Raw genomic sequence first — 16,277 nt, 5'->3', positions numbered from 1 at the left:
TAATCAGTAATTACTTACTCACCACCACCAGCTTCTGGTTCACAAATTCCTTGATCCCCAGATCCGACAGCTCGCGGCCAAAGCCGGAGCGCTTGACGCCGCCGAACGGCAACTCCGGCGCAGTATCGGTCAGCGAGTTGATGTAAACCATCCCGGTTTCGATACGCGAGGCGAGGCCTTTGGCCCGCTCGATGTTCTGGCTGAAGATCGCGCCGCCCAGACCGTAGTGGGAATCGTTCGCCAGCTTCACCGCTTCATCATCATTTTTCACCACATAGATCTGCGCCACCGGGCCGAAGAACTCTTCAAAGTACGCCGGGTTATCACGGGTAATGTTGGTGAGAATGGTCGGTTCAAAGAAGTTACCTTTGTGGTCGACTGGCTTACCGCCATAGTGCAGCGTCGCGCCATTTTTCACCGCCTCGGCCACCTGTTTGGTCAGGGTTTCGACAGCATCTTTCGAGGATAGCGGGCCAAGGGTAGTGCTTTCATCCAGCGGATCGCCCATCTTCACCTGACGGAACGCCTCGGTGTATTTTTCAAGGAACTTATCCGCCACCGCCTCATGGATGATAAAGCGTTTCGCCGCGGTACAGACCTGCCCGGCGTTCTGCAACCGCGCCATGACACCCACTTTCACCGCTTTTTCCATATCGGCGTCGTCGAGCACCACGAACACGTCGTTACCGCCCAGCTCCAGCGTCGATTTTTTCAGTTTCTTCGCCGCCTGCGCAGCGACGATGCCACCGGCTTTTTCTGAACCGGTCAGCGCCACGCCCTGCACACGGTCATCGGCGATAATGTTTGATACCTGATCGGATGAAATAAACAGGTTGGTGTACGCCCCTTCCGGCGCGCCCGCTTCACGCACCAGATGCGCAAAGGCTTCGGCACAGTGCGGCACAATGCTCGCATGTTTTACCAGCACCGGGTTACCGGCGGCTAGGTTTGGGGCCAGCACACGCATCAGCTGATAATAAGGGAAGTTCCACGGCTCCACCGCCAGCAGTACGCCAATCGGGTGATGCTCAACCCAGGCGTCGCCCAGATCGGAGTCATATTTCACCGGCGCAAGGAAGGCTTTGGCGTTATCCGCGTAATAGCGGGCGATTTTCGCGCACAGCGCCACTTCGCCACGGCTCTGTTCAATCAGCTTACCCATGTCCTGGGTGGCAATTTTTGCCAGTTCTTCCTGCTGCTCTTCCATCAGATCGGCCAGGCGGTGCAGGATCGGCAGCCGCTGATCAATATCCCCTTTCGCCCAGTCGGAGTGGTAAAGCGCATCGGCTTTTTGCAGCGCGCTTTCGACGTCGGCATCGCTGTGGGGCGGATACTCTTTTACAAGCTCGTTGGTAAAAGGATTCATTGTCTGGTACGCCATATCAAATACCTCCTGATGGGCAGTAAAAAATGCTATCTGGGTTATTAATGGTAGACGTAACGACTGCGATTAAGCGTAAAGTTTCGTATAAACCTATGATTTTTCATTTCTGTATGGCGTTTTACGTGGCTTACCTTCTACCTTTATTACTTTGAAAAAAGGCAGAAAACAGAGGAGGCATCATGTCGCAATCAGCGGTTCGGGGAATGGATCACATCGGGATCACCGTCCCGGATATAGAACAGGCGACAGCCTTTTTCTGCGCCGCGCTGGGGGCAGAAGTGATATACACCTCCGTCGCGCCAGGGGATGAGGTCGATCAGGAGGCGCAGCAGAAAACGCTGCGTTTAACGCCCGGCACGCAGGTGAAAGCGGTGCGCATGCTGAAACTGCATCACGGTCCCGGCATTGAGCTGTTTGAAATGCACGGCGACGATCAACGGGAGCCGCCCAGGGCGAATGACTATGGTCTGCAACATTTTGCCGTGTATGTGGATGACATCGAGGCGGCCATTAAAAGCTTTGAACAGGCGGGGGGCGCAATGTTCACCGGGCCGAAAGCGCTGAGCTTTCCCCCCGAGCGCGGCGACGGCAACGCCTTTTGCTATGGCCGTACGCCCTGGGGCGGCATTATCGAAATGATCACCCGCCCCTCGCCGATGCCCTATGAACAGCACACTGCGCTTCGCCGCTGGCAGCCCTGAGTCAGTAGGCGCTATCGAGCTTCTCTTCACGCAGCCACGGATGGCTTCGCAGATAAGCATAAACTGCTGGTCCCGGCACCAGCGGCTCATATCCGTAAATATCATCAAGTGTTTTCAGGGTTTCCCGGAGTAACGGCGTCCGGCAGGACTGACGCACGGTTTCGGATCCCGTCCAGATTTCATACTGTAACTGGGCAATGATCCATAACGTAGGCCGCCACCAGTCATAGGCGAAGTTAACCTGTTTGATCACCGAGTGCGCGGCCTGACGCTGCGCCAGCATTGAAAAAAAGTTAAGTATGTTATCGAGGTGAAGGCGGGCAGCACGATCCACATCCGCCAGTTCTTTATCAGACGCTGTAGCCAGCTCTGGCCGGAATTGCGTGTAAATCTGCCGTGCTTTTTCAGGAAAAGGCAAACGCCCGACCGGGAATAGTCGGCTCGTTAAAAACATGCCGTAAGGCTTATGTCTTACGGCAATTAACAGGCATAAAAACGCGTCGTTTTTGACGGCCTGAAAACTGTCCGAGGTAAAGGTATTGAACAGTTCAAATACGCTTCGTTCGATGCTATCGATATTGCTGCGGCGTGTTTGTTCAATCTGCAATACCAGTGTGGTGACCAGCCCGGCAAAAGCCAGCGCACTGACCAGCACATTAAAAATATTATAAAAACTGATGGTCGGCTCGCCGATGCTGTAGCGTGAAAACAGTAGCGACATCGGAAAAATCATCACCCAGCACAACAGGATGACGCTGGCGATTAGCAGGACTCTTTTTTTCATCTTTTAAACTCTCCGTTTCATAAAAAGACGATACCTGTAATGCCGCGTTTTTTCAGCACGATTTTATTTCGACAGAAATGTGAGAGAATTTAATCTGTTGGATACGGTCAGGAGATCTATTCTTAAACCATGGATAAACTCGCTGAACTTAAACGCGCCAAGCGTCTGGCGCTGTCGCTACTGCTGATTGCAGCGGCGACTTTTGTGACGACCCTGTTTCTGCCGCCCTCGATCTGGGTCAGCGGCGTAAAGGCGGTTGCCGAAGCGGCGATGGTTGGCGCGCTGGCGGACTGGTTCGCGGTGGTGGCGCTGTTTCGCCGCGTCCCGCTACCGTTCATTTCCCGCCATACGGCGATCATCCCGCGCAATAAAGACCGCATCGGCGAAAATCTCGGGGTTTTCGTGCAGGAAAAATTTCTCGATACCCAGTCGCTTATTGATCTGATCCGGCGTCACGAACCGGCCCTGATCATCGGTAACTGGTTCAGTAAACCGGAAAATGCCGCGCGCATTGGGCAGAACCTTTTGCAGGTGATGAGCGGCTTTCTCGATTTGACTGATGACTCGCGCATTCAGCAGTTGCTCAAACGCGCAGTACATAAGGCCATCGATAAGGTGGATCTCAGCGGCACCTCCGCGCTGGTACTGGAAAGCCTGACCAAAAACAATCGTCATCAGGCGCTGCTGGACGCGCTTATTGCGCAGCTGGTCACGCTGTTAGGCCGCGAGAGCACCCGTACCTTTATCGCCGCGCAGATCGTGCGCTGGCTCAAAACCGAACATCCGAACAAAGCGCGGCTGCTACCGACGGAATGGCTCGGCGAGCACAGCGCCGAACTGGTCACCAGCGCGGTGAATTCCCTGCTGGCAGACATCAGCGCCGATCAGGCGCACCAGATCCGCCTTGCCTTTGATCGTGCCACGGTACGGCTGATCGAGCGGCTGAAAACGGATCCGGAAATGGCGGCAAAAGCCGAAAGCACCAAAACCTATCTGAAAGAGGATGAGGCCTTTAACCGCTATCTGGGGGAACTGTGGGGCGATCTGCGCGGCTGGCTGAAAGCGGATATGCAAAGTGACGACTCCCGCGTTAAACAGCGCATCACCGAAGCCGGGCTGTGGTTTGGCGAAACCCTTGTCGCCGACAGCGCCCTGCGCGCGTCGCTCAATCAGCACCTGGAGCAGGCCGCGCGCAGCGTTGCGCCGGAGTTCGCCCGCTTCCTCACCGGGCATATCAGCGACACGGTAAAAAGCTGGGACGCGAAAGATATGTCGCAGCAGATCGAACTGAACATCGGCAAGGACTTGCAGTTTATCCGCGTCAACGGCACGCTGGTCGGCGGCACTATCGGGCTGATTTTATTCCTGCTGTCACAGCTTCCGGCGCTGTTTTCACGCTTCTCTTTCAGCCTGTAACGCGCCTTGTCACACTCCGGCCTGCGGCGGATCAATTACGTAGCGGGTCGCCTCAAAGCGATTGAGGATCAGGTGCACCAGAAAAACCATGGTCAGAGTAACCAGCAGTGAGACGGTTACCGACGCAATGCGGTACACGTCGCTGAACACCAGATCCTGATTCGGATGCATGTTCTGTCCGAACATAATGCCGAGGGTGGTGACGCTGGCAAAGCCCACGCCCGCTCCGACTTTTTCCATGGTGTGCAGGCGCGCGCCGAAGGCCATGCCGAGGCCAATCAGCGGCATCATCAATAACATATGGCTGCTGTGATCGTAGAGCACCAGCTGCACCACCATCACATACATACAGCCCAGCACCACGCCGACGATACGCCACAGCGAACTTAACACCGCGCCGCGATAATGCATCGGGAAGAGTGACAAAATCCCCGCCATCAGCGCCGACAGCGAATCGCTCAGATTACAGACCTGGAAGACGATAAAAATCATCGTCGCCACCGTGCCGGACAACAGCGATTCGTGCCGCACGCGGGCGGCGTTTTTCTCGATCAGCGGCGGGCGCGTGCGCGGTTCGACATCCGGGATCAGGTAGTGCAGCACCGCGCTCAGGCATACCGCCATCACGCTGGCCTCCATGTTGGAGAACAGCAGCACATGCCAGTCGTTGGTGGGGTAGCTCATAAAATTGAGCATTACGCTCTGGCAAACCACGCCCATGGAGCCGAACAGGAACAGCGGCCCCTGGCTCATAAAGCGAAAACGGATCACGTACAGGCCAAACACCACCAGCGTCATGATCACCGGCCACTGCGACAGATAGCCGATGATCAGTACCATTTCGATGCAGTTGATCGCCGCACTCAAAATAAACTGCTTGGCCACGTGCCGGTTAAACATCGGCACCAGCGCCATCAGCATCAGCGGATAAACCACGAAAAAGACGCCGTACTGGGTGTTGTAAAAGCTTGAGATGCTGAGCGCGATCACCCCCGCCACCGCAATACGCATCGTCTGACGCAGATCGTTGGCAGTAAAGACGATCTTGTCGTGCGGCGTGAAAACGCGGGTCAGCGTGTTGTTAATAGACATAATGCAACAGGCTGACTAAATGGATTTGCAGCCCGGAGAAGAAGCGGGCGAACGGACCTTCGCTGTTATACAGCTGCACGGTGGCGCGCGCGCCGGTCGGCAGCCGCTGATCCAGCGGCTCATCCAGCGCGACGTGAATGCGCATACGCTGGGCATCGCGCACCCAGCGGTTAGAGGACTCCGGCGCAGACAGCTCGCCATTCACCGCTTCCTGCCCCGCCAGTACCCCCGCGTCGCGGCTGGTAACGTGCGCATGAAACACCTGGCCCGGCAGCGCGTCAAACACCACCGCCGCGTCAGATCCGGGATGCGTATGGCGCAGGCTCTTTTCCCGGAAATCGGCGATGATATCCGTCTGCTCGCTGACCAGCGCCAGCGCTGCGGATCCGGCAGCGGCGTTCCAGCCGGGGCTTAATTGCAGGTTACTCACCATGCCGTCCGCTTCGGCGCGCACTTTGGTCCACGCCAGATCCAGCTCTGCCTGGGTCAGCGCGTTGCGGTATTTTTGCAGCGTCACGTTGCGGCTGTCGTCCTTTTCGCCGCGCTCAATCATCAGCTCGCTGATGTTCGCCCGCAGCGCATTCACTGACTGTTCGCTGCTCTGCCAGGCGGTACGCACTTTATCCAGATCCTGTTGCGACACATTCTGCATGGCGCTTAAACGCTGATAACGGTTATAAGTAACTTTATCGTTTTGCGCGGTCAGCGTGGCGGTTTTCAGGCTCGCCTGGGCTGCGGCAATTTTCGCGTCCAGCTGTTGATTGGTGAGACGCGCCTGTTGCAGGGCAATTTGCGCGGCTTCCACTTTGTTGATGAATGGCGTGGGATCCAGCTCAAACAGCAGATCGCCCTTCTTTACCGGGCTGTTGTTATGCACGTGCACCTGCGCGACATAGCCCGCCACGCGCGAAGATACTGGCGTCACCACCCGCATCACGGTGGCATCCGGCGTCAGCGGGATCCAGATATCCGCGACAATAAAATAGACAAACATCAGCAGGAAAGAGGCAATACTCACCCTTACCCAGCGGGCAAATTTTTGTTCAGGCGTCATCATCATTATATCTTCGTGGTTACTGTGCAGACGGGCAGCCGGCTAAGCTAATGGTTATCAGGGGAAGGATCAAGAAAGCGGCAACAAGAGAGCATGGAATGCGAAAAAGTGATCGTGATCACATAAAGACGTTAAAAAAAGGCCCGGTCAGCGCTCGCCGCCGGGCTATGTCATCAGCATACATCGTCGCGTTTAAGTCCCACATCACGCAGCTGGGCTTCGCTCATCTGGCTGAGTATGCGCTGCGTCCTTGCCCGAAGACGCCACTGCTTAAACGCCCGCCAGATCAGAACAAAGCCGATAAAAGGCCGTTTGGGTCGGTTTTCAAAGAATTCCATGATTGCTCTCCTCGCCGGAACAGAGCCTTATCATGGGGAAATACCGGCCAGCAATACAGATGCACAAAATGCTTTTCTTAACCATACAGATCCGCTAAAACAGCAGTTGAATGGCATTTTTGCCGCTGCTCTGTACTGGTCTTGCGATCTGTACGGGTCTGATAAAGGATACAGCATGACGCGTTACCAACATCTGGCCAATCTGCTGGCCGAACGCATTGAGCAGGGGTTATACCGCAGCGGCGAAAAACTGCCTTCCGTGCGCGCTCTGAGCCAGGAGCACGGCGTCAGCATCAGCACCGTACAGGAAGCCTATCGGGTGCTGGAAAATCTTCAATTGATCGTGCCGCAGCCGCGCTCGGGCTATTTTGTGGCTCCCCGCAAAGTACAGCCGCCGGTACCGGCGATGTCCCGCCCGGTACAGCGTCCGGTCGAGATCACCCAGTGGGACGAAGTGCTGACGCTGCTGGACGCGCGAAGCGATCCCGCCATCACCTCCTTTGGCGGCGGCGCGCCGGACATAGCCCAGGCCACCCTGAAACCGCTGTGGCGTGAGATGAGCCGCGTGGTGCAGCACCATAAGCACGATGCGTTCAGCTACGATGACCTGGCGGGGCGGCGTGAACTGCGCGAGCAGATCGCCCGGCTGATGCTCGACAACGGCGCGGTGCTGAGCGCCGACGAAATCATCATCACCAGCGGCTGTCACAGCGCCATGGCCATTGCGCTGCTGGCGGTGTGTAAACCGGGAGACATTGTGGCGGTGGAGTCGCCGTCATTTCACGGCACCATGCAGATGCTGCGCGGGCTGGGTATCAAAGCCATTGAAATCCCGACCGATCCTGATACCGGCATCAGCGTGGAAGCGCTGGAGCTGGCGTTTGAACAGTGGCCGATCAAAGGCGTCATTCTGGTGCCCAACTGCAATAATCCGCTGGGCTTTGTCATGCCCGACGCGCGCAAACGGGCGATGCTCACCCTGGCGCAGCGGCACGATATTGTGATTTTTGAAGATGATGTCTACGGCGAACTGGCTTTTGATTACCCGCGTCCGCGCACGCTGAAGTCTTTTGATATTGATGGGCGCGTACTGCTATGCAGTTCCTTTACCAAAACTATCGCCCCCGGCCTGCGCATTGGCTGGATCGCACCGGGACGCTATCACGATCGCGTATTGCATATGAAATACGCCGCCAGCGGCACCAATGTGCCCACCACACAGATGGCGATGACGGCTTTTATCCGCGACGGGCATTATCATCGTCACCTTCGCCGTATGCGGCAGTCCTATCAACATAATATGGACACCTTTACCTGCTGGGTGCGCCAGTATTTTCCCTGTGAAATCTGCGTCACGCGCCCGAAAGGCGGCTTTATGCTGTGGATCGAACTCCCCGAGACGGTCGACATGGTATGCGTGGCAAAACAGCTGAGCCGGCTGAAGATCCAGATCGCCCCCGGCTCGCTGTTTTCCGCCTCCGGCAAATACCGCAACTGCCTGCGCATCAACTGCGCCCTGCCCACCGACGAGCGTCACCGCCAGGCGCTTAAGCAGCTCGGCGAAGCGGTGCAGATTGCGCTGGAGGCGTGAGGCGTGAAACCTTTTGTCGGGTGGCGCTGCGCTTACCCGACCTACAGGGGAAGGCATTGCTGTAGGCCCGGCAAGCCTGCGCCGCCGGGCATGGCGGGATTATTCGTCGAAGTACCAGTAGCCCTGATTAACCAGCGCGGTCAGTTCGGCGACGAACGCCGGATTGTTCAGCGCATCGCCCAGCTCGTTTTGCCCCACCAGCGTGAAGCGGCAGAGCGCATCGGTGGCGACGGGATCCACGGTGTCCAGCGGCTCGCTGTTGACGAAGAACCGCCCGCCGATATTCAGCACCCGCAGCCCACTCAGGCGAGAAAGCACTTCGCCGCCCTGTAAGGCGTCGAGGATCTCGTCTTCCGCATAGGGCGGCTCGGCAGGCGCGATGTCCAGCTCGTGGCGCGGCGTGGTGGCAAAGCGACCAAACCAGTTCCGGAAATCTTCCGGCTGGTTGATCATGTCGATCATCATCCCGCGCAGACGCGCCAGCTCGTACTCTTCCACCCGGCCCGGATGCTCGCGGCAGGTCAGATCCGGATCGCTGTAATGCTCGCCGCCCAGATCGTTTTCCAGCGCATAATCGGCGAAGCTGCTGATCAGATCGCGGCCGTTCGGCCCGCGGAAGCCCACGGAATAGTTGAGCGCCGTTTCATGGGTGAAGCCATCGTGCGGGAAGCCCGGCGGAATGTAGAGGATGTCCCCCGGCGCCAGATCTTCATCAATGATCGGTTCAAAAGGATCAACATGCAGCAGCGCCGGATGCGGACAGAACTGACGCATCGGCAGCTTGTCGCCCACGCGCCAGCGGCGGCTGCCCATCCCCTGAATGATAAACACATCGTACTGATCGATATGCGGCCCCACGCCGCCGCCCGGCACGGAGAAGGAGATCATCAGATCGTCCAGCCGCCAGTCCGGCAGCACGCGGAACGGGCGCACCAGTTCAGCAGAAGGCGCATGCCAGTGATTCACCGCCTGCGCCAGCAACGACCAGCCGGTTTCGCCCAGCCCGTCGAAATCCTCAAACGGCCCGTTGCTGGCCTGCCACTGACCATTCTTGTGGCTGACGAGGCGGCTGTCCACCTCCGGCTCCATCGCCAGGCCCGCCAGTTCATCCGGGGTGATGGGATCGACAAAATTCGGCAACGCGTTTTTCAGTACAACGGGTTGTTTCTGCCAGTATTTTTCAAGAAATTCCGGCCAGTTAAGATTCAGTTGGTACGCCATACGATCCTGCCTGCGAGAAGATAAACGGCCCTGATTATAAAGAGGGCGCAGGCCTGGCCGCCTTGTCATGGGTCAAGGGTTGGCGTGGCGCTGCCCGATGCGCATGGCGCTGTACAGCGAACACAGCTCAAGCAGGCTTTTGGTGCCGGTGCGTTTCATCAGGCCATTGCGCTGCACGCTGACGGTGGTCGGGCTGACGCCGCGGATTTGGGCGATCTCCTCCAGCGAATGCCCGCGCAGTAACAAGCGCATGATCTGCTGCTCGGCGGCAGTAAATTTAAAGGGCGCGGCACGGTAGCCCGCGCGCTGATTTTGCTCCGCCAGCAGGAGCATGATGGTCAGCGCCTGGCGTAGCTCCTCCACGCCGAGGTTTTCCGCCAGACTCAGTTTTATCAGTCCGGGAAACAGACGGTTTATCGCGTCGAAATGGCGCTCGTCAGTAATGAAAATAGCGTGGTGAACGGGCGGGTGGGAAAAATACAGGGCGTAGATCTCCACAATATCCATGCCGGAGGTGACATAGATGCACGACGGACTGGCACGGTTCCCCCCGCCCCGCTCCTGGTACAGTTGATTAAGGATTTTCTCTATTCCGTAAATGTAGAAACGATCTTTTCCGTAGACGGTCATATTCGGGCTCCAGAGGTAATATTGTTATTGGCCTTCTGCATGGAAGACTTTTTTTGAATTTTGTGCAGGCCATCGGCGTGATGTTCCTGCTTGTTTAAGCTTTGTTTAAGTTAGCGTGGGATGACATTTTGCTGTCTCTATACCAGTAATATTATGCCTCCAGCCATGACACGCTATTTTCAAATGCGAAATAACTTATTATCCAGGAATAAATTTATTGTCAAACATGACCTCTACTGTAAACCACGTTCATTCGGCTCGTAAAAATAGACGACCAGCAAGTTATCACATTGATATTATTGAATATAAATCACCAGGAATATCTTTACAAATGCCATGTTAATTAATTTAGGCGCATTTTTAATACTCTGATCGCAGTCTCAAAACGCCATTTCATTTTGTGCAAAAGTCTATTCCACAAAATCAAAATAACCTCAAACTGCTGACTGGCAGAGAACATCTTATACCTGTGGACTACTAAAAATAGGGGATCCTATGTTGCGCTCATTGTTATTATTAACTGTACCTTTCGTGAGTATTGCGGCTCAGGCAGTGACCTTTGATTATCGTCACGAAATGAACGACAGCGGCGGGAATAATCATAAAGATCGTCTGGCGGTATCACACCGTTTTGCCAATGGTTTTGGCTTATCGCTGGAAGGGAAATGGAAAGGTTCCCAGGATAAAGACAAAGCCTTTGACGAAACCGTCAGTAATGGCACCGAGGTAGTGGCGAGCTACGTTCATAAAATTAATAAAACCTTTCAGATAGAACCGGGCTTTTCACTGGATACCGGCTCGTCATCCAACAATTACCGCCCGTATCTGCGTGGCAAAGCCAATCTCACCGATGACGTCAGCGCGTCATTGCGCTACCGGCCTTACTTCAAGCGTAACTCCGGCAATATCGGCTCGCAGAAAGACACCTCAGAGAACGGCTACAACCTGACCAGCGTACTGTCATGGAAATTCCTGAAAGACTATCAGCTGGATTATGAGCTGGATTATAAAAAAGCGAATTCCGCAGGCGTGGTGCTGGCAGATAACGATAGCCACGACTGGACGCACGATTTTAAGCTGACCTACAAATGGGATAAGAACTGGTCCCCTTATATGGCGATTGGTAATGTTTCCGGCAGCAAGTTTACCGATGAAAGACAAACCCGTTACCGCGTCGGCGTGAAATATTCTTTCTGATGACATCCGGGCAGCAGCATAAAAATAAAACCCTTATTTGACTGAGAGGCAAATAATGAAAATTTCAGGATTAGCACTGGCGATAAGTTGTCTGAGTCTGTTCTCTGCTCACGCCATGGCGCAGGAGAGCGAACGCCTGAACAGCGTTAAAACGTTCGCGGACACCGTCTTTGATAAGGCGGGGGATAATTACGGGCACAACGTGCCGCTGCTGGCAAACGGCGTCGATCCGCGCACCGGCAAACAGATGGAGTGGATCTTCCCGGACGGCAAAAAAGCCGTGCTGTCGAACTTCTCTGCCCAGCAGAACCTGATGCGCGTGCTGGTCGGCCTGAGCAATCTCACCGGCGACGCAAAATATAAACAGCGTGCCGAAGACAATGTGCGCTACTACTTCGACCATTATCAGGATGCCAGCGGCCTGCTGTTATGGGGCGGCCACCGTTTTGTGGATCTGAAAACGCTCCAGCCGGAAGGCCCGAGCGAAAAAGAGATGGTTCATGAGCTGAAAAACGCTTACCCCTATTACGATCTGATGTTTGCCGTGGATAAACCCGCCACCACGCGCTTTATCAAAGCGTTCTGGAATGCGCATGTTAACGACTGGAAAACGCTGGAAACCAGCCGCCACGGGGAATACGGCAAAGCGATGGGCAAGCTCTGGGAGAACGATTTTGAGCAACAGCCGCCGTTTTTCGCCACCAAAGGGCTGAGCTTCCTGAATGCCGGAAACGATCTGATCTACTCCGCCTCGCTGCTCTATCAGTACGATCATGATGAAGGGGCGCTGCGCTGGGCGAAGCGTCTGGCGGAACAGTATGTGTTACCGCGCGATAAAAAGACCGGCCTGGGCGTTTATCAGTTCACGCAGCCGCTCAAACGCGCGGAAACCACCGACGACACGGACACTAACTCGAAATACGGCGACCGCGCCCGGCGCCAGTTCGGGCCTGAGCTGGGTGCCGACGCGCTGGAAGGCAACATGATGCTGAAAGGCCGCACCAGCACGCTTTACTCCGAGAACGCGCTGATGCAGCTGGCGCTGGCAAAATCCCTCGGTAAGGATGGCGACGACATCAAAAAATGGACGCTCGACGGCCTGAAAGCCTTCGCCACTCATGCCTATGACGCACAGACCAACACCTTCCGTCCGATGCTGGCGAATGGCACGGATCTGTCGGGCTATGAGTTAAAACGTGACGGTTACTACGGCAAAAAAGGCAGCATCCTGAAGCCCTACCCGGCGGGCAACGAGTTTCTGCTCACCTATGCCAGGGCCTGGACGCTGGAGCCGGATCCGGCGATGTGGATAGTGGCGCGCGGCATTGCGCAGGGCCAGGGGCTGGGGGACATCGGCGCGCCAGGCGGCACGGACACTAATCTGAACCTGAACACCGATAACAACGAGCCGTACGCCATTTTCGCGCTTATCGATCTGTGGCAGTCCACCGGCAATAAAGACTATCTGACGCTGGCGGACCGCGTGGCGACCAACATCCTGAATACCCGTCGTCTGAACGGCTTCTTCGTCGACGACCCGCAGGCAGAGTTCGCCAGCATCGACCATATCGCGCCTTATGCGCTACTGGCGCTGGAAGCCGCCTTCCGTAATCAGCCCGACGCGGTGGCTCCTTTCCTTAACGGCGCTGGCTTCACCGAGGGCGCATATCTGCTGGCGGACGGCACGGTGCGCTACTCCACCCGCGACGATGAGCTGTTCAAACTCAAACCGGGCGAACAGTTAAAACCGAACGGCAAAAAATAACCCAACGCCCCCGTCCCGCGACGGGGGTTGCCGTTTAACGCGCGCCGCTACCGATACGCTGCCCCAGTTCGCGGGCGGCGGTCAGATAATCCTCCGGACGCGGCAACTGCGAGGGCAGCATCCACTCCGCCGCCCAGAACTGCGCGCCGCAGTAACCAAAAATACCGTGCTCCAGCTGCGTTTTCATCGCCTCAAAGTAGTTGTGCCGCTGATAGACGTCCTCCGTCGCCGCCCCCAGCCCCACCAGCCAGACGTTCAGCCGACCGAGTTTTTTCAGCAGCTTGCCGTCGGGCGACTCTTCGTAGGCCCAGCCATTTGTAAACACGCGATCGATCCAGCCCTTCATCATGCCGGGCATTGACCACCAGTAAATCGGGAACACCAGCACCAGATTGTCGGCGGCGTCGATGCGCTGCTGCTCCCGGCGCACGTCGTCAGGCACCGCACGCTGGCCGCTGAACGCCTGATAATCCACCTCCTGATACGCTGGCGCGAAGTTCTCCTGATGTAAGTCGGCAATCTCCACGCAATGCGCCCTGTCGGCGCTGGTGATGCCGTCGGCAATATGGTTCGCCACGCTGCGGGTGAGCGAGGTGAGAGACGGGTGAGAGGTGACGATCAGAGTTTGCATAGGTTTTCCTCATTGCTTCTGCCGGGGAACTCTTTTACTCTTGAATCTGAAGTTACCTTTAGTAACTTACTAATGGTAACTTAGCGATGGATGATGCCGTTGTCAACAGGAGGCCCGACGATGACGCAAAAGCGCATGAGCAAAGAAGACCGTTTTGAGCAATTACTGGAGGCGGCCTGGAAACTTATTGGTCAGGAGGGCACCGAATCCCTGACGCCCGGCAGGCTGGCGGAGTTTGCCGGCGTGACCAAGCCACTGGTGTACAACCATTTCGGCTCCCGCACCGGGCTGTTTATTGCGCTGTACCGGGACTTTGAAGCGCGCCAGGCGCAGATCTTTACCCAGTCGATTTCCCGCAGCGGCCCGACGTTGCACGACAAAGCCAGCGCCATCGCCCTGGCGTACATCAACTGCGTGCTGACCCAGGGCATTGAGATCCCTGAGGTGCTGGCCGCGCTGAGCGCATCGCCCGAAATGGAGGTGTTTAAGCTGGAATACGCGCGGGATTTCGTGCACCTGTGCCGCGACCTTCTGCTGCCCTTCTCTCCTGATAAGGCGCTGCCTGATGCCGGTTTATGGGCGATTTTTGGTGCTGCCGAGGGGCTGAGCTATGCAGCGAAGACCGGGGAACTGGATGCGGAGGCGGCGGTTGAGGAGTTGATGGAGGTGATTATGGGGGTTGTGGGGCGGGGGTAAAGACGTACGGAGGTTTAACCGGACTTGCTCTTTACCAGAGCAAGGATCTGCGTTTTGTCAGCACCAGAGAGCGTAGCCCAATGAAGTGTGAGTTCTGCTAACTCATCATCTGCCATGTAGAAATATGCGAGGGGAACCTCCAGCGCGGCGGCAAGCTGCTGCGCCGTTTCGATACTGGCCTGATGCACGCCCTTCTCATAACGATTGATGCGGGTACTCGCCACAAACTCATCTATCCCGGCACGTATGCCAAGACTTTTTTGTGATAGCCCTTTCGCGAGACGCGCTGCCTTGAGGCGCTGGCAAAAGATGTCGGAGTAATTGCTGGTAATTTTCATGGCTACGATAGTCGTAGTTTTACCAGCCGGCAGATACTACGAGAAACGTAGTATTGATTTCAGTTCAGGCAGTTAGCTGGTCTGGCGCAAAGGCTGTGATTTTCAGAAATTCAATATTGCGTAGCGCCTTCCATACACCTCACAGCCTTTGCACTCTATTTCATAAAAATCTCGGTCGATCCGCATAACTACGAAATTCGTAGTTTTAGGTTTAGACTCCATACTACGAATAACGTAGCATTTATGCGGTAACGGTTTTACTTACATGACACGTCAGGAGGGATTATGACAACAGGTTGGCATTCGGCAGATATCATCGCAGGCTTACGTAAAAAAGGAACGTCACTGGCAGCGCTGTCGCGCGCTTCGGGATTGAGTTCCTCCACGCTGGCGAATGCGCTTACGCGTCCGTGGCCTAAAGGGGAGCATTTGATTGCGGAGGCGCTGGGGGTGGATCCGAGCGTGATATGGCCCGAAAGATATGTGGGGAAGGATGGGAAGAAGGTGGACAGGCGGGGGTTGATGAGAGGAGTTGGTGATAAGGGAAAGAGTGAAGCATAGTGGGTCTGAGGTAAGAGCATTAAAGCCGCCGGTGGCGGCTTTGAGTGGTACGAAGGCGGGATTTTCCTTTATTTAATTTATTTAATATTAATGGATTATGAGATTTTATTTTGAGAGCTTGCCCCAAAACGAGGCATAAAATTGAATACTGCATGGAAGATCAGAAAATTGCGTGATTATTTTCCAGGACCGAAACGGATTTCAGAATGCGGCTTCTCCCGGCATTGCGCCAGCCGAGATGCTAAATTTCTCAAATGCAGCTCCAGCTTGTGGCCATTCGGGTCAAGAATTTAGAAAGATTTCCCTTCGCTTTTGTTGTCTTTATAGAATGTCACTCCCGCCTGTTCCAGCTTATATGAGAACGGCTCAAAATCCTTTGGCGTGACGTTGAGTGCGTAATGTGTGTCGTCGCTTTCCTGCGGGGCCACGTAGTTACGGGATACGTCATAAGAAAGACAGATCCAAAGGTCACTACAGGTAAGGTATGCGTCGGTATCCCACTCAGCATCTAGCTGCAACCCTAACAAATCGCGCCAGAAGCTCAGGCTGCCCTGCAAATTACTGGCGGCAAGCGTTAAGTGGTTCAGAGATTGAAGCATAGGGATACCTATATGTTTAATCGTTAACTATTGCAGCAGCAATCCAAAGAAGTGGCATAATAAGGTGGCATTTATTCTCTTAAGCCATATTGTAGAAAGGATTGAATGAATATAATTACGTTTACTCGTGATGAATGCCGATGCATTCTCTCCATTCCGAACCTTTAACCATACGCATATACTCTAACTGCGCAGGCTGGAACTATAACTAATATTCATGGTCAAGAAAATTATATTTAAGTTGTTAAACATGCCTGTATTATCCATTAAATCCCCAAG

At 55.2% G+C, this 16,277-nt stretch carries 16 protein-coding genes and 1 pseudogene; 7 read left to right on the top strand and 10 right to left on the bottom strand.

The genetic code is table 11. The annotated features are described in order from the left end of the window. Window positions 1-10: 10 nt before the first annotated feature. Complete coding sequence (locus BMF08_RS08435; RefSeq protein ID WP_072570409.1) at window positions 11-1,381, bottom strand: NAD-dependent succinate-semialdehyde dehydrogenase; 1,371 nt, start codon at window positions 1,379-1,381, stop codon at window positions 11-13. A gap of 182 nt (window positions 1,382-1,563) precedes the next feature. Between BMF08_RS08435 and BMF08_RS08430 the strand changes: the two genes are divergently transcribed. After that, on the top strand, window positions 1,564-2,085 hold the full coding sequence (locus BMF08_RS08430; protein ID WP_072570408.1) for a VOC family protein: 522 nt from the start codon (window positions 1,564-1,566) through the stop codon (window positions 2,083-2,085). Window position 2,086: 1 nt separating this feature from the next. On the opposite strand, the gene BMF08_RS08425 is transcribed toward BMF08_RS08430, so the two are convergent. Further along, window positions 2,087-2,869: a hypothetical protein gene (locus BMF08_RS08425; RefSeq protein WP_234007219.1), complete on the bottom strand. Its 783-nt coding sequence runs from the start codon at window positions 2,867-2,869 to the stop codon at window positions 2,087-2,089. A gap of 129 nt (window positions 2,870-2,998) precedes the next feature. Here BMF08_RS08425 and BMF08_RS08420 point away from each other — a divergent pair, with 129 nt between their 5' ends. Then, window positions 2,999-4,285: a DUF445 domain-containing protein gene (locus BMF08_RS08420; protein WP_072570407.1), complete on the top strand. Its 1,287-nt coding sequence runs from the start codon at window positions 2,999-3,001 to the stop codon at window positions 4,283-4,285. Window positions 4,286-4,294: 9 nt separating this feature from the next. On the opposite strand, the gene BMF08_RS08415 is transcribed toward BMF08_RS08420, so the two are convergent. From BMF08_RS08415 to BMF08_RS08405, 3 genes are all read right to left on the bottom strand, one after another. Continuing rightward, window positions 4,295-5,377, bottom strand: coding sequence for a DUF2955 domain-containing protein (locus BMF08_RS08415; protein WP_072570406.1), 1,083 nt, complete (start codon window positions 5,375-5,377; stop codon window positions 4,295-4,297). Then, entirely contained in the window at window positions 5,367-6,434 is a 1,068-nt protein-coding gene (locus tag BMF08_RS08410) for an HlyD family secretion protein (protein ID WP_072570815.1), read from the bottom strand. Before BMF08_RS08410 ends, BMF08_RS08415 begins: the two co-directional genes overlap by 11 nt. Before the next feature lie 170 nt (window positions 6,435-6,604). Beyond that, window positions 6,605-6,769 carry a DUF1127 domain-containing protein gene (locus BMF08_RS08405; protein ID WP_072570405.1) on the bottom strand — a complete coding sequence of 55 codons (165 nt, stop codon included), beginning with the start codon at window positions 6,767-6,769 and terminating at the stop codon, window positions 6,605-6,607. A gap of 175 nt (window positions 6,770-6,944) precedes the next feature. On the opposite strand from BMF08_RS08405, the gene BMF08_RS08400 reads away from it, so the two are divergent. Beyond that, a complete protein-coding gene (locus BMF08_RS08400) occupies window positions 6,945-8,360 on the top strand; it encodes an aminotransferase-like domain-containing protein (RefSeq protein WP_072570404.1) in 1,416 nt (471 codons plus the stop codon). A 99-nt stretch (window positions 8,361-8,459) separates the two neighbouring features. Here BMF08_RS08400 and BMF08_RS08395 read toward each other — a convergent pair whose 3' ends face one another. Further along, window positions 8,460-9,581, bottom strand: a complete 1,122-nt coding sequence (locus BMF08_RS08395; RefSeq protein WP_072570403.1) for a ribosomal protein uL16 3-hydroxylase — start codon at window positions 9,579-9,581, stop codon at window positions 8,460-8,462. Between the two features lie 72 nt (window positions 9,582-9,653). Then, the gene (locus tag BMF08_RS08390) at window positions 9,654-10,211 is read right to left on the bottom strand and encodes a helix-turn-helix transcriptional regulator (RefSeq protein WP_072570402.1); all 558 of its coding nucleotides are present in this window, start codon (window positions 10,209-10,211) and stop codon (window positions 9,654-9,656) included. Window positions 10,212-10,706: 495 nt separating this feature from the next. Between BMF08_RS08390 and BMF08_RS08385 the strand changes: the two genes are divergently transcribed. Together BMF08_RS08385 and BMF08_RS08380 are read left to right on the top strand one after the other, a co-directional pair. Further along, window positions 10,707-11,408, top strand: a complete 702-nt coding sequence (locus BMF08_RS08385; protein WP_072570401.1) for an oligogalacturonate-specific porin KdgM family protein — start codon at window positions 10,707-10,709, stop codon at window positions 11,406-11,408. A gap of 55 nt (window positions 11,409-11,463) precedes the next feature. Beyond that, window positions 11,464-13,173, top strand: coding sequence for a pectate lyase (locus BMF08_RS08380; protein WP_072570400.1), 1,710 nt, complete (start codon window positions 11,464-11,466; stop codon window positions 13,171-13,173). A gap of 34 nt (window positions 13,174-13,207) precedes the next feature. On the opposite strand, the gene BMF08_RS08375 is transcribed toward BMF08_RS08380, so the two are convergent. After that, complete coding sequence (locus BMF08_RS08375; protein WP_072570399.1) at window positions 13,208-13,804, bottom strand: NAD(P)H-dependent oxidoreductase; 597 nt, start codon at window positions 13,802-13,804, stop codon at window positions 13,208-13,210. A gap of 120 nt (window positions 13,805-13,924) precedes the next feature. Here BMF08_RS08375 and BMF08_RS08370 point away from each other — a divergent pair, with 120 nt between their 5' ends. Continuing rightward, window positions 13,925-14,500 (top strand): TetR/AcrR family transcriptional regulator, encoded by a 576-nt coding sequence (locus BMF08_RS08370; protein WP_099458808.1) that lies wholly within the window; start codon window positions 13,925-13,927, stop codon window positions 14,498-14,500. Window positions 14,501-14,514: 14 nt separating this feature from the next. On the opposite strand, the gene BMF08_RS08365 is transcribed toward BMF08_RS08370, so the two are convergent. Then, the gene (locus BMF08_RS08365) at window positions 14,515-14,838 is read right to left on the bottom strand and encodes a helix-turn-helix domain-containing protein (protein WP_072570397.1); all 324 of its coding nucleotides are present in this window, start codon (window positions 14,836-14,838) and stop codon (window positions 14,515-14,517) included. Between the two features lie 285 nt (window positions 14,839-15,123). Here BMF08_RS08365 and BMF08_RS08360 point away from each other — a divergent pair, with 285 nt between their 5' ends. Further along, window positions 15,124-15,399 (top strand): helix-turn-helix domain-containing protein, encoded by a 276-nt coding sequence (locus BMF08_RS08360; protein WP_072570396.1) that lies wholly within the window; start codon window positions 15,124-15,126, stop codon window positions 15,397-15,399. Between the two features lie 176 nt (window positions 15,400-15,575). Here the strand turns inward: BMF08_RS08360 and BMF08_RS08355 are convergent. Continuing rightward, window positions 15,576-15,998: pseudogene (locus BMF08_RS08355) on the bottom strand (VOC family protein). Window positions 15,999-16,277: the final 279 nt, after the last annotated feature.

This window comes from Enterobacter sp. SA187, assembly GCF_001888805.2.
GTDB lineage: Bacteria > Pseudomonadota > Gammaproteobacteria > Enterobacterales > Enterobacteriaceae > Enterobacter_D.
Note: the sequence above shows the minus strand (reverse complement) of the source record. Positions and strands in the feature narration are given on the sequence as shown.